The organism is Novosphingobium mangrovisedimenti, from assembly GCF_025153475.1.
GTDB classification, from domain to species: domain Bacteria; phylum Pseudomonadota; class Alphaproteobacteria; order Sphingomonadales; family Sphingomonadaceae; genus Novosphingobium; species Novosphingobium mangrovi_A.
In genome coordinates, this window is sequence record NZ_JANZXA010000001.1 from 509,666 (window position 1) to 522,810 (window position 13,145).

A 13,145-nucleotide genomic window follows, 5' to 3' on the forward strand; every position below is an offset into this window, starting at 1 on the left:
GGTTGACACGACCGGCCCGACCGCCGACCATTCCGCAGTAAGTCCAAGGAGCGCCGCGCAAATTGTCCGTCCGTGATCAAAGCCAGGCCATGGGCAAGGTGACAGCCGTGCGCGGGGCTGTGATCGACATTGCCTTTCCGGGCGGAGACCTGCCGGCCGTCGACGAGGCCGTGACGATCGAGGAACGCGACGGCACTGCCGTACTGGCCGAAGTGCAGGCGCACCTCGATGCCCATACCGTGCGCGCCATCGCGCTCGAGCCGACATCGGGCCTGCGCCGCGGCGATGCGGCCAGAAGCATGGGCAAGCCACTGACGACGCCGGTGGGCGAGGCCGTGCTGGGCCGGCTGCTCACGGTTTCGGGCGCAATCGGCGACAAGGGCGGACCGCTGCCCGACGACGTTCCGCGCTGGCCGATCCACCGGGCGCCACCCCCGCTGGCCAGCCAGACCGGTGTGATCGACACCTTCACCACCGGGATCAAGGTGATCGACCTGCTCACCCCGCTCTCGCGCGGTGGCAAGGCGGCGATGTTCGGCGGCGCAGGAGTCGGCAAGACCGTGCTGGTGATGGAACTGATCCAGGCCATGGTGACCGGCTATCAGGGCATTTCGGTCTTCGCGGGCGTGGGTGAACGCTCGCGCGAGGGGCACGAGATGCTGCTCGACATGACCGAATCGGGCGTGCTCGAGCGCACCGTGCTGGTCTACGGCCAGATGAATGAGCCGCCGGGCGCGCGCTGGCGCGTGCCGATGACGGCGCTGACCGTCGCCGAGTATTTTCGCGACGAGAAGCACCGCAATGTCCTGCTGCTGATGGACAACATCTTCCGCTTCGTTCAGGCGGGCGCCGAAGTGTCCGGCCTGCTCGGTCGCCTGCCCTCACGCGTCGGCTACCAGCCCACGCTGGCAAGCGAAGTGGCCGGGCTGCAGGAACGGATCGCCTCGATCGGCGATGCCGCCATCACCGCAATCCAGGCGGTCTATGTCCCCGCCGACGACTTCACCGACCCCGCCGTCACCACCATCGCCGGCCATGTCGATTCGATGATCGTGCTGTCCCGCGCCATGGCGGCGGAAGGCATGTACCCGGCCATCGATCCTATCGCATCGACCTCGGTCCTGCTCGACCCGGACATTCTCGGCGAGGAGCACGTGCGCGTCGCCAACGAGGTGCGGCGCACGATCGAGCACTATCGCGAATTGCAGGACGTCGTCTCGCTGCTGGGCATCGAGGAACTGGGGACGCAGGACCGCCGCATCGTCGAGCGGGCACGGCGACTGCAGCGCTTTCTCACCCAGCCCTTCACCGTGACCGAGGCCTTTACCGGCACACCGGGCCGCTCGGTCAAGCCGGAGGACACCATCGCCGGGTGCCGCGCCATCCTGAACGGCGAATGCGACGACTGGCGGGAAAGCTCGCTGTTCATGGTCGGCACGCTGGAAGAAGCCCGCGCCAAGGAAGCCTCTGCCAAGGGAACGCTGGCGGCATGACCGGGACCCTGCACCTTTCGATCGCCACGCCCGAAACCGCGCTGGTCGACGTGAAAGCACGCATGGTGCGGGCCATGGACGAGAGCGGCAGCTTCGGCATCCTGCCCGGCCATGCCGATTTCCTGACCGTGCTGCCCTCCTCGCTGGTGCGCTGGCGTGACGAGGAGGACGCGCTCCACTACTGCGCCGTGCGCAGCGGCGTGCTGACCGTGAGCGGGGGCAAGACTGTCGCCATTGCCTGTCGCGAGGCCATGCTGGGCGACAAGCTGGACGTTCTGGAGGCCGAAATCGTAGCGGCCCGCCAACAGGAAGAGGAAGAGGAGCGCTGTGCCCGGGTCGAACAGGCACAGATGCACGCGCGCGCTGTGCGGCAACTGATGCGCTACATGATGCACGACGGCGGCGATGCGCTGAACGCCGTCCTGGCAGAGCACAACACATGACCGGCGAGGGCGATCCGATGGCACGCGCCGCCCACGAGGCCCACGAACGCGAAAAGGCGGGAAAGGCCGATCCGGAACCTTCGCTCGGCGCGCGTTTCGCGCAAATTGGCGTGCTCGGCTGGATGGTGGTGCTGCCGATACTGGCCATGCTGGCATTCGGGCGCTGGCTGGACCACCGGTTCGGCACCGGCATCTTCTTTTCCGCCCCTGCCCTGATGATCGGCGCCGCCATCGGTTTCACGCTCGCCTGGCGCTGGATGCACCGACGCCTGTGATGACGCCCGATCTCCTCTTCTGGCTGAAGGCCCTTGCCGCGCTGGTCATCGGGCTGGTGCTCGGGTTCGTGCACTTCGGCATGCTCGCATCGGTGACCGAGGACTACCTGGCCGGCCGCGCGATGCGGGCGGTGATCGTGCAGGTCCTGCGCCTCGCCGTGCTGGGGGCCGTACTGTTCGCACTGGTGCGCCTGGGTGCCCTGCCGCTTCTGGCAGGGGCGCTCGGCATCATCGCCGCGCGGGCGATCGTGCTGCGTCGCCGGAGGCCCGAGCCATGATCCAGCCACCGCTCACCGCCGAACCGGTGTTCCATCTCGGCCCCGTGCCGATCACCCAGCCCGTGCTGACGACCTGGGCAATCATGGCGCTGATGGTCCTGTTCTCGGTCCTGCTTTCCCGCCGCCTGAAGCAGCGGCCCGGACGCACTCAGACGGTCATGGAGCTCATCACCGGCGCGCTCGACCAGCAGATCGGCGATGTCGTGCAATCGGACCCGGCGCCCTACCGCGCGCTGATAGGCACGATCTTCCTGTTCGTCTTCGTCGCCAACTGGTCGGGTGCCCTGCCCGGCGTGGAACCGCCGACGGCGCATCTGGAAACCGATGCCGCGCTGGCGCTGATCGTGTTCGGCGCCACGCTCTACCACGGCGTGCGCGTGAACGGGGTGGTCGGCTACCTCAAGACTTTCGCCGATCCGCACTGGGTGATGATCCCGCTCAACCTCGTCGAACAGATCACCCGCACGTTCAGCCTTTTCATCCGCCTGTTCGGCAATGTCATGAGCGGCGTCTTCATCATCGCCATCATGCTTTCGCTGGCCGGGTTTCTGGTGCCGATCCCGCTGATGGCGCTCGATTTGCTGACCGGCGCGGTACAGGCTTATATCTTCGCCATTCTCGGCTGCGTCTTCATCGGCGCCGCAGTCAGTGAACGAGGCGATGCCGAAAAGAATTCTCGTGAACGGAGTGCTGCATGACAGTCGAAGAGATCAGCATTTTGTCGGCGGCCATCGCCGTTTCCTTCGGGGCGCTGGGCCCCGGACTGGGTGAAGGCCGGGCAGTTGCCGCGGCCGTAGACGCCATAGCCCGCCAGCCCGAGGCTTCGGGCACGATCTCGCGTACGCTCTTCGTGGGCCTCGCCATGATCGAGACGACGGCGATCTACTGCCTTGTCGTCGCACTGCTCGTGCTGTTCGCCAATCCCTTCGTGAAGTAGCCCGCAGGACAGCGCCGCCCATGCGCATCGACTGGTGGACCCTCGGCCTGCAGACCATCAACCTGCTGGTGCTGCTCTGGCTTCTGGGACGGTTCTTCTTCCGCCCCATGGCGAAGATCGTGGCCGAGCGCCAGGCGGCCGCCAACGAATTGCTCGATGCCGCCAGGAAGGCGCAGGACAAGGCCGAAGCCGCGGTGCAGGAAGCCCAGGCCGAACGCGATCGTTCCGCCGCGGCCCGCGAGGCCGTGCTGGACGCCGCGCGCAAGGAGGCCGAGGCCCAGCGCGCCAAGCTGATCGAGACCGCGCATGCCGAAGCCCTGCGCAAGCGTTCCGAAGCCGAGACCGCCATCGATCATGCCCGCAGCGAGGCCGAAGCACAGCTGGCCCGGCAGGCCAACGTGCTGGCAACCGATGTCGCCGCCCATCTTCTCGAAGGGCCGGGGGCAAGGCTGCCGGTCGGCGCCTTCCTGCCCGAACTCGAACAGGCGCTTGCCGAACTGCCCGGCAGGACTCGCTCGGCCATCGCCACCCCCGCCGCGCCGGCCTCGCTGATCAGCGCCCGACCTCTGGCGGACGATGACGCGCAAGCGGCCCGCACGGCGGTCAGCGGCGCCCTCGGACATGATGCGACCCTTTCGTTCGACACCGATCCTAGCCTCGTTGCCGGACTTCGGCTGAGCAGCGGGATGGTCGTGCTCGACGTCAACCTGCGCGCGGACCTCGACCGCGTGCTAGCAGGACTGGACAGCCGTGACGGGTGACGCGCATGCCTCGCAGGACCTTGGCGAACGCTGGCTGGAACACGGCCGCGAGCGCCTGAAATCGGTGGACCTGGCTCCGCGCGCGGAGACCTTCGGCCTCGTCGAGGAAGTGGCCGACGGCATTGCCCGCATTTCCGGCCTGCCCGATGTCCGCCTCAACGAACAGCTCCGCTTCGAGGGCGGCGAGATGGGTCTGGCGCTGACGCTCGATGCCGACAGCATCAGTGCCGTCCTGCTCGACGAGGCCACCGGCGTAGAGGCGGGCATGCGGGTCTCGGGGACTGGTGAGGTAGTGCGGGTGCCCGTGGGCAACGGCCTTCTCGGGCGTGTCGTCGATCCGCTCGGAAGGCCGGTCGACGGTGGCCCGCCCATCGTCGAGACCGACCGCCTGCCAGTCGAGCGCCCGGCGCCCGCGATCATCGAGCGCGATCTGGTCTCCCAGCCGGTGGAAACCGGCGTGCTGGTGGTCGATTCGCTCTTCGCCCTCGGGCGCGGACAGCGCGAGCTGATCATCGGCGACCGCGCCACGGGCAAGACCTCGATCGCGCTCGACGCCATCATCAACCAGAAGCACAGCGACATGATCTGCGTCTATGTCGCCGTCGGGCAGCGCGCGACCGCGATCGAAAGAGCGATCGAGGCCGTCAAGGCCCACGGCGCGCCGGAACGCTGCATCTTCGTAGCCGCCTCGGCGGCGGAGGCGCCCGGCCTGCAATGGCTGGCGCCCTTCGCCGGCTTCACCATGGCCGAATATTTCCGCGACAAGGGACAGCACGCGCTGATCGTCATCGACGATCTCACCCGGCATGCCGCCACGCACCGCGAGCTGGCCCTGCTCACGCGCGAGCCACCGGGGCGCGAGGCCTACCCCGGCGACATCTTCTACCTCCACGCCCGCCTGCTCGAACGCGCCGCACGCCTCGCGCCGGAGCTGGGCAGCGGATCGCTGACCGCACTGCCCATAGCCGAAACCGACGCGGGCAACCTTTCCGCCTATATTCCCACCAACCTGATCTCGATCACCGACGGGCAGATCGTGCTCGACACCCGCCTGTTCGCCGCCAACCAACGCCCCGCCGTCGATGTCGGCCTGAGCGTCAGCCGGGTCGGCGGCAAGGCCCAGAAGCCTGCGCTGCGGCAGGTTTCTGGTCGCATCAGGCTCGATTACGCGCAGTTCCTCGAGCTGGAGATGTTCACCCGGCTGGGCGGCGTCAGCGACACCCGCTTCAAGGATACCCTGACGCGTGGCGAGCGCATCCGCGCCGTGCTTTCCCAGCCACGCTTCACACCGTTGCGGCAGGCCGATCAGGTAGCCTTGCTTGCCGCGCTCAATACCGGCGTGCTCGATACGCTGACGCCCGAAGCCATCGCCGCGCTGCGCCCCCGCATCGCGCCGGCGCTGGACGATGCGGCGAGCGATCTGGTCGCGGCGATCGAGGCCGGAGAGAAACTCGAATTCGCCGCGCAGACGCGGCTGGCCGACGTGGTGCGCACGCTTGTGGAGTCCGGCCATGGCTGAACGGCTGAGCGACGTCGAAGCCCGGATCGACAGCGTTCGCCAACTTTCCATGGTGATTTCGGCAATGCGCGGGATCGCTTCGGTCCGCAGCCACGAAGCCAGCGCCCGCCTGCCGGGCATCCGCGACTATGCCGACACGATCGGCAGCGCCATCGCGCAGGCCCTTGCCCTGTTCAAGGGCGCGGACATCGCACCGGACGCCGACGGCGAGGCATCGGGGCGGCTGCTGGTGCTGGCACTGTGCGCCGAGCAGGGGTTCGTCGGGGCCTTCAACACGCATATCCTCGATGCCGTGCAGGCCCTGATCGATGCCGCCGGCGCCGATCGGAGCGACATACTGATGGTGGGCACGCGCGGCATTGCCGCGGCCCGCGAACGCGGGCTGGAGCCAGCCGAGAGCATGGTCATGACCGGCCATGCCGACCAGCTCACCGCCCTGGCCAACCGCCTCGCCGACCGGCTCTTCGCCCGGCTCCAGGGTGGCGCGGTGAGCCGGGTCGTCATCGTCGGCGCCCAGCCGCCCGAGGCCCGGAAGACAACCGATACCGTGGTGCCGCAAACGCTCATTCCGTTCGACTTCGCGCGTTTTCCCGCAACCAATCGCGCGCAAGCCCCGCTCGTGCACCTGCCGGCGCCGATCCTGCTCGAACGGCTCACCAACGAATATGTCTTCGCCCAGCTGTGCGAAGCCCTGACGCTGTCCTACGCAGCGGAAAACGAGGCCCGCATGCGCGCGATGATTGCCGCCCGGGAGAACGTCGCCCGCAAGGTCGACGAACTGACCGCAACGGCGCGGCGGCTCCGCCAGGAACAGATCACCGAGGAACTGATCGAACTCGCCTCTGCCGTGAAGGAATGAGCGACGGTCGGGTCAGGCCGCTTGTAGTAGCCGGCCATGAACTTGGGGATCTCGACCAGGAACTCGCCACGCGGATGGGGCTTGTCGGTGGTGAAGTACTCCAGCACCGCCACGAAGCCCCCCCTGACCGGGTTCCCCGCATCCGCGTGCCAGTCGGCGGCAATGGCGCGCGTCCGCCGCCAGAGTTCGCCGAAGCTCACGGTTTCGAACCGGTCGAGCAGGTGCGTGCCCCTGCGCCCGCTATGCGGATCGGTTACCAGTTCACGCGCAAAGTGACCGATCGCCGGCCGATCGGCACAGCCTTCCATGACGATCCGAACGACCTTCGCCAGCCTCAGCCGGGCCGCTGCTTGGCCTGCGTGACGGACGCTAGGAGAAGCTCTTCGAGGCAGCGGTGATGAAGCCGGTTGCCGCTAGCCTTTCGGCACGCCATCCCGCAGCGCCTGCCGCACCCATGCCTCGACGCCGAGAACCTTTATCTGGCGGTCGAGCAGGCGCTCGATCATCTCGCTGTCGGCCTCCCGACACCCCGCGCGCAATCGCAACGTCGTTTGCGTCCCGGACTTGCTGCGCCATTCGACCGTGACTTGCGACGTCTCCGTGGGCGGATTCGCGCAGGGCCAGTCGCGCGTGGTGCCCGTCGGCGGACGGAGCGGCAAGACGGCCTTGCGCACCTCGTCGTAAGTCCTGCGCGACACCGCGCGCATGCGCGACCCGATCAGGGCCGTATGGCGCAGCCCCTCGAAGTCGACCAGACCTCCCGGCGTCACGCTGACCCGGTAGACCGGACAGAAACCGTTGCAGGGGCCGCGCGCAATGACGATTTCCTCGCGCGGCCGGGCGGGCCCGCCTTCCCGAAGCGGCAGCGTGCACGCGCCGAGCAGACCGATGCCCAGCACAACGCACCCTGCCGCGATCAGGACAAGGATCTTCACCACCTGACGGTCACACTGCCGCGCAAGGCCAGGTTGACCTCGCCATGGCGGCGATCCGCCGACAGTTCGCCGCCCATGATGAACCCGACCGAACCGCCGAAGGCGCGCAGGCGCCCGAACCAGCCGCTCGTCGAGCCCTCGGGCGAGAGGGTGAAGGCCTCTCCGGGCGCGACGTCCCCGGTGCCGAGCCGCGCCGTGGTGGCGCCCAGGCTTCCGCCCAGCACTTCACGCCAGCCGCCTTCGGTCTCGATCCGCATCCAGTTCTCGTCGCGGGCGTTCATCCCCATGAGATCGAAGCCGACGGTCATGCCGCCGTTGAGGCCGAACTCGTCGCTGGTGCGCTTGTCGACGACAAGGCCGAGCGCATCGTCCCCGGTTTCGGCATAGCCGTCTTCCCTGAGCCGGACGTAGTCCACCGACACCTGCGGACGAAAGAAGAAGAACTGGGTTCCGCCCTCGGCCGATGCGCCCGCGACGAATGTCACGAAGCTGCCGTTCCAGCTCCCGTCGATGGTGCGCTTGATTTCCTTGTCCGCCGTCACGCCCGTGAACTTTCGCTCGCTGTCGAAATCGGCATGCCCGATCGAGGCGCGCGCGAAGCCGCCGAAGGCGCCCCAGTGACCGCGCCAATGCACCGCGCCTTCGACCGATCCCGATTTCACTTCGCTGGCGGCACCGATCGTATGCCGGTTCCACAGGTAGGACACCGTCGCACCGAAATAGCCGAGGCCGGTCTCGTACTCGCCGCCAAGCGACCAGGCATAGCCGCTCAGATCGTAGGCCGCGGTCGGGCCCGCCTTCTTGTCGCTTCCCCAGAACGCGAGATTGACGGTGGTTGCGATCTTGCCTTCATGCCCGAGCGGGGTCGGCGGATCCTGCAACTGGCGCGCCAGCGTGCGAACACCCAGGCTGATGCCCTCGAACGCGCCGCCCGCATGATCGGGCAGCATCTGCCCAACGGCGTCGCGGAACGTACCGCCATCGGTGATGGACAGGAAGACGTCCTCGATTTCCTCGTCGGTCGAAAGCGCCGCGAAAACCGCATCGTAGGCACTGGCCTGCGACCGATTGAGCCCCAGTTCGCCGATCGAGCGCCGGGCGACATCGACCACGATCGTGTTGTCGGCGGCACCCTCGTCGAGTTCGGCCTTGAACATGAAGGGGACAAGATCGGTCACCGTCTCCAGCTTGTCGAGACCTTCGATGGCCGAAGCGGTCAGGACCTGATAGCTGCCTTCTGCGGTGGAAACGTCGGCCAGCCGGATCGCCAGCTTGGCCCCTTCGGCAAAGCTGGCAGTGCCGCCCACCGTATAGGCGCTGCCCTGGCCGTTCGCGGCATCGAGCGTCGCCACCAGCACGCCGTTCTCGCCGATCTCGAGCGAGCCGACCTGGGTGGGCATACGAATGTCGAGAGCGCCCCCGGACACCTTCACCGAGGCTTGGGACGCGTTGAGCAGGCTGCCTCCAAAGGCGGAAGTGCCCGCCAGCGTCAGTGAGTCCGCGCCGCCGCCGAAATCGAGCGTGCCGGAAAAGGAGGAACTGCCCTCCAGCGTCATCGTGTCGGCACCACCACCGAAAGTGACCTTGCCCGTCTGCACGGCATCGCCCGACAGCGCGAGCCGGTCGTCGCCGCCGCCGAACGTCACATCGCCCGTCAGGCTGCCGTCGGCGATGGCGAGAAGGTCATTGCCGCTGCCCAGGCGCACGTCGCCGGAAATCGACGGGGCATCGTATCCGGAAGCGACCTGGGTCTGGCGTACCGTCAGGTCCTGCGTCGCGGCCGAAAGATCGATCGCGACATTGCGGCCCGATGCCGCCGCCGCGCCGGATGCCGTGATCGCGCCGCTGTTCTCCAAGAGCGTGACGGAGCCGCTCTCGTCGAGGATGGCGGTGGCGGTGCCGTCCGCTCCGGCGACGGCCTTGATCGTACCGCTGTTGCGGATCGTCGGCAGGCTCGCCCCGGCTGCGACGTGGAGCGCGGTGGTGCGGGCCGAAGCCGCATTTCCACCGCTCGCGCTGATCGTTCCCGAATTCCGCAGTTCGGGCGTCGACGCGCCCGCGCCGATCCGCACGGCGGTCGCGCTGCCGCCGTTGGACACGGCCATGACCGTCCCGCCGATGCCAATGCCGTTGGCTATGGTCACTTCGCCGCCGCGCCCGGCGATCGCCAGGCCGGTTGCATCGACGCCGGAATAGAGGCCGCGGCCCTCGATCGCACCGTCGATCTGCAGGCCATACCCGCTCGCGGTACCGGCGACCGGACCGATGGCAACGGCGTGATCGGTGGCACCGATCACCATGGCCGGCGCGGCGCCATAGGACACGACCTTGGCCGAACCTTCCTCGTTGTCGGGAATGCCGTCCGCGTCCTCGTCAGCGTTGTCCGGATCGGCATCCCCCGGCGGCACGGCCAGGACGATGCCACCCGAGACGTTGCCTTCGATGAGCAGCGCCGACCCGCCCTGCAACAAATCGTCCGCGTCGAGCTTGGAGGGATCGGAGGGAACCGTCGTATAACGGTATCCGGTTGCCGCGACATTGCCCTGCACGACCATCGCGCCGTCGACGTCACCGGAAAAATGCGCACCGACCGCATCCTCGCCGCGCGCGGAAACCGAGCCGGCGAGACGAACGTCCCCATCGATCGCGCCAGCCTCGATGCCGACCGAACGATCGCCGGTCACCGCCGTTTCGCCATTGTGGGTGAAATCCCCTGTCAGCGGACCGCCCAGCGAGATACCGGCGGAATCATTGCCCACCACGGTGATCTTGCCGCTGTTGGAGATATTGCCGCCATGCGCGCCCTCGGTGCGGATGCCGTAGCGGTTCGCGCCAAGCGCGAAGGGGCCGTCCAGATCACCATCGTTGTCATCATCGGCCGGCGCATAGGGCTCGTCGACCGTGATCGTGCCGGAATTGACGATGTTCCCGCTGGTACCGGCAAGCGCCACGATGCCCGCGGTGCCGTTGCTGACATCGATCGTCCCGGCATTGCTGACGGCGTGATCGCTGTCCATCGTGACGGCCGTGCCACCGGTCAGCACAACGGAGCCGTCCGTAGTGATGGTGATCGTGTCCGCCGCACCGTTCTTTATCGTCGAGGTGCGAAGCGGGGTGGTCTTCTTGGTCGTGATGTCCTCGGCACGGGCCGTCTGGGTGCTGGCAGCGAGTGCGAGGAATGCGGTGGAAGCAAGCAGGTAACGCGACATCTCAATCCCTTCAGGTCCGTATCGACCCGTTGGACGGAGCGGTGCGCGTGCAGCCTTGAAAAAAGTTTCTAGAAGCGGGTGTCGATGCCGATGCGCACCGTGCGCGGGCGCAGCGGCGTCACCTGCTCGCGCCCGGTGCCGAAGGGCGTGCCAAGCGAGAAGCGGTTGCCGCGCTCGTCGGCGATGTTCGTCATCCCAAGCGTCAGCCCGATCCGGTCGGTGCCGATCCGCGCGGTGATGCCGGTATCGAGGTAGTCGCCTTGCGGATCGCCGAGTTCGGGCCCGATGCCGAGCCGGGAGCGGCCGACATAGCTGGCCCACCCCTGCGCCTGCAGCCTGAGATCGCCGCGCAATTCGCGCTCCCAGCGCAAGCCCAGCCGCGCGGCGACATTGGCGATGTTGGGAACCTGCATCGCCCGCGTCTGCAGCAGCTCCACGGGCAGCGAGGGCTTGTCCACCTTGCTCTGGTTCCACGCGACACCCGCTTCGAGGCGCAGGCCGGTCAGCACTTGCGCGCCGCCGCTGAGGCTGGCGGTCCAGATACGGCCATCACCGATATTGGCCGTGCTCGGCAGGCCGGAGGCATCGATGAAGTCGGCCTGGATGTCCTGCCAGCGCGTGTAGGACAGGCTCATGGCAAGATCGAACGCGCCGCGACCGCGACTGCCATGCCGAGCGCCCACCTCGAAGGTCTGCGTGCGGTCGTTGCGGAAGCGACGCACATAGTTGCTGTCGATGGCGAGACCGCCCGGACGAAAGCCCTCCTGATACCGCATGTACATCGCGGAATGCGGGGCGATCTCCAGATGCAGTGCCAGCGAGGGGAGGACCGTCGTGAAGGTACGCCGGGCCGCAATGCCGCTCTTGGCATAGACGATGAGCACTTCGGGCAGGATGTCCTCGCCCTCGCCGTCGAGTCGCGACCAGGTCACGCGGCCACCCGCCGTCGCCACCAGCGGCTGTGTCAACCGCAGACTGGCCTCGCCATAAAGCGTGGCCTCGTCGATGGTATTGCGCACGCCAGCCGTCGCGCTGCGCAAGCCAGTGGACGAGAACAGGCGGCTCAGAGTCGTCCTGTTATGCGTGAAGCTGGCACCGGCAAGCCAGCTGAAACCACCGCGTTCGGGCATCCACAGCCGCGTCTCGTTGGCGACCATGCGGGTACGGTTGGTCTGGGTGAAGACACGCGGCGCCCCATCAGGCAACGAGGCATCGTAGTTCTCGCGCAGGTTCTGGCGGACCAGTCCGGTGGTCGAACGCAGGTGCACGGCACCGATCCGCCCCGAAACGACAATCTGCCCCATACCATAGTCCGCGCGCGCGCTTTCGGGCACGCGCGCGGTATTTTCGAGCGGCACGCCGTCGCGGTCCGCATACTGGCTGTCGGCCGTATCGGTCGACTGGCCCAGCACCGCCACGTCGACCGACCAGCCAGGCGCCGGCTCGACGCGCAGCGCGACGCGGCCGCCGAGGATGTCGGTCCGGTTCACGTCGCGCCGGCCGAGCAGCGGCTTGTCGATATAGCCGCCCAGCCGCATGGCATCGACCGTTGCGCGCAGCGCGGCTGTGCCTTCGGCCAGCGGCAAATTGACCGTCGCGCTGGCATCCGCGCCGGGATCGCCATGCTGGGTCAGCGAGCCGCCGAGCATCCCGGAAAAGCTGGTCACGTCCAGTTGCGGCGCATTCGGCACGAGGCGGATGATGCCGCCCAGCGAACCGGCACCGTAAAGCGTGCCCTGCGGTCCTTCGAGCACCTCCACCCGCGCCATGTCGGAAAGCCGCAAGTCGGGGTCGGGGGCATTGTAGGTCAGGCGCAGGTCGCCGATGTACTGCCCCACGGTCGCCTGTGTCGGCCCGGTGAAGCTCGAATCCGCGATCCCGCGAATGAACAGCTTGTTGCGCCCGCTGCCGAGGTGGGTGGAAGCCACGGTGGCAAGCTCGCGCGCGATCTTCTCGGTCCCGCCGACGCCCCCGGCAGCAAGTGTCTGGCCGTCCAGAATGGCAACCTGCCCGGCCACCTGATCGATGGTGAGATCGCGTTTGGTCGCGACGACGACGATCGGTTCCGCCGCCACTTCGTCACCGGCCCCGGCAAGGTTCGCCCTTACCGCATAAGCGGGGGCTCTCGCAGCCATGCGGCGGGCGGGAACCCTCTCTATCCGCCAGGACCCCGGTCCGGTGGCTACGGCGCGCGCGCCGGCGGCACGCGCCAGCCGGCGAACCGCCTCTTCGGCATCGAAACGCCCGCTGATCGGCGGAACCGGACGGGCGGCCAGCGCCGGATCGGTTATGACGATGCTGCTTCCCGTCTGGCGCGCGATCTCGATGGCCGCGCTGCCCGCGCTGCCGGGGCCCGTCGCCACCCTTGAGGTTCCGGCAAGGGCAGGAGCCGGCGCGACCATCGCGATCGCCAGAAGGATTCGGCCGATATGCATC

At 67.8% G+C, this 13,145-nt stretch carries 13 protein-coding genes; 10 read left to right on the top strand and 3 right to left on the bottom strand.

Annotated features, from left to right (window positions below; genetic code table 11):
• The first annotated feature begins 89 nt into the window (after nt 1–89).
• Genes atpD through NZK81_RS02715 form a run of 10 tightly spaced genes read left to right on the top strand, consistent with a single transcriptional unit; the run spans nt 90 to nt 6,963 of the window.
• On the top strand, nt 90–1,493 hold the full coding sequence (gene atpD / locus NZK81_RS02670; RefSeq protein WP_260043936.1) for a F0F1 ATP synthase subunit beta: 1,404 nt from the start codon (nt 90–92) through the stop codon (nt 1,491–1,493).
• Nucleotides 1,490–1,936, top strand: coding sequence for a F0F1 ATP synthase subunit epsilon (locus NZK81_RS02675; protein WP_260043584.1), 447 nt, complete (start codon nt 1,490–1,492; stop codon nt 1,934–1,936). The genes atpD and NZK81_RS02675 overlap by 4 nt, the downstream gene beginning before the upstream one ends.
• Nucleotides 1,933–2,211 (top strand): AtpZ/AtpI family protein, encoded by a 279-nt coding sequence (locus NZK81_RS02680; RefSeq protein ID WP_260043586.1) that lies wholly within the window; start codon nt 1,933–1,935, stop codon nt 2,209–2,211. The genes NZK81_RS02675 and NZK81_RS02680 overlap by 4 nt, the downstream gene beginning before the upstream one ends.
• The gene (locus NZK81_RS02685) at nt 2,211–2,489 is read left to right on the top strand and encodes an N-ATPase subunit AtpR (RefSeq protein ID WP_260043588.1); all 279 of its coding nucleotides are present in this window, start codon (nt 2,211–2,213) and stop codon (nt 2,487–2,489) included. Before NZK81_RS02680 ends, NZK81_RS02685 begins: the two co-directional genes overlap by 1 nt.
• Complete coding sequence (locus tag NZK81_RS02690; protein ID WP_260043590.1) at nt 2,486–3,187, top strand: F0F1 ATP synthase subunit A; 702 nt, start codon at nt 2,486–2,488, stop codon at nt 3,185–3,187. Before NZK81_RS02685 ends, NZK81_RS02690 begins: the two co-directional genes overlap by 4 nt.
• Nucleotides 3,184–3,426, top strand: a complete 243-nt coding sequence (locus NZK81_RS02695) for a F0F1 ATP synthase subunit C (protein WP_260043591.1) — start codon at nt 3,184–3,186, stop codon at nt 3,424–3,426. Before NZK81_RS02690 ends, NZK81_RS02695 begins: the two co-directional genes overlap by 4 nt.
• A gap of 20 nt (nt 3,427–3,446) precedes the next feature.
• Entirely contained in the window at nt 3,447–4,187 is a 741-nt protein-coding gene (locus NZK81_RS02700; protein WP_260043593.1) for a F0F1 ATP synthase subunit delta, read from the top strand.
• On the top strand, nt 4,177–5,706 hold the full coding sequence (locus tag NZK81_RS02705; protein ID WP_260043595.1) for a F0F1 ATP synthase subunit alpha: 1,530 nt from the start codon (nt 4,177–4,179) through the stop codon (nt 5,704–5,706). Before NZK81_RS02700 ends, NZK81_RS02705 begins: the two co-directional genes overlap by 11 nt.
• Nucleotides 5,699–6,565: a F0F1 ATP synthase subunit gamma gene (locus NZK81_RS02710; protein WP_260043596.1), complete on the top strand. Its 867-nt coding sequence runs from the start codon at nt 5,699–5,701 to the stop codon at nt 6,563–6,565. The genes NZK81_RS02705 and NZK81_RS02710 overlap by 8 nt, the downstream gene beginning before the upstream one ends.
• The gene (locus tag NZK81_RS02715; RefSeq protein WP_260043597.1) at nt 6,562–6,963 is read left to right on the top strand and encodes a hypothetical protein; all 402 of its coding nucleotides are present in this window, start codon (nt 6,562–6,564) and stop codon (nt 6,961–6,963) included. Before NZK81_RS02710 ends, NZK81_RS02715 begins: the two co-directional genes overlap by 4 nt.
• Before the next feature lie 15 nt (nt 6,964–6,978).
• Here NZK81_RS02715 and NZK81_RS02720 read toward each other — a convergent pair whose 3' ends face one another.
• The 3 genes from NZK81_RS02720 to NZK81_RS02730 all read right to left on the bottom strand — a co-directional run bounded on the left by NZK81_RS02720 (nt 6,979) and on the right by NZK81_RS02730 (nt 13,144).
• Nucleotides 6,979–7,503, bottom strand: coding sequence for a DUF6438 domain-containing protein (locus NZK81_RS02720; RefSeq protein ID WP_260043598.1), 525 nt, complete (start codon nt 7,501–7,503; stop codon nt 6,979–6,981).
• Nucleotides 7,497–10,709: an autotransporter outer membrane beta-barrel domain-containing protein gene (locus NZK81_RS02725; protein ID WP_260043599.1), complete on the bottom strand. Its 3,213-nt coding sequence runs from the start codon at nt 10,707–10,709 to the stop codon at nt 7,497–7,499. The genes NZK81_RS02720 and NZK81_RS02725 overlap by 7 nt, the downstream gene beginning before the upstream one ends.
• A 68-nt stretch (nt 10,710–10,777) precedes the next feature.
• On the bottom strand, nt 10,778–13,144 hold the full coding sequence (locus NZK81_RS02730) for a TonB-dependent receptor (RefSeq protein ID WP_260043938.1): 2,367 nt from the start codon (nt 13,142–13,144) through the stop codon (nt 10,778–10,780).
• Nucleotide 13,145 lies beyond the last annotated feature (1 nt).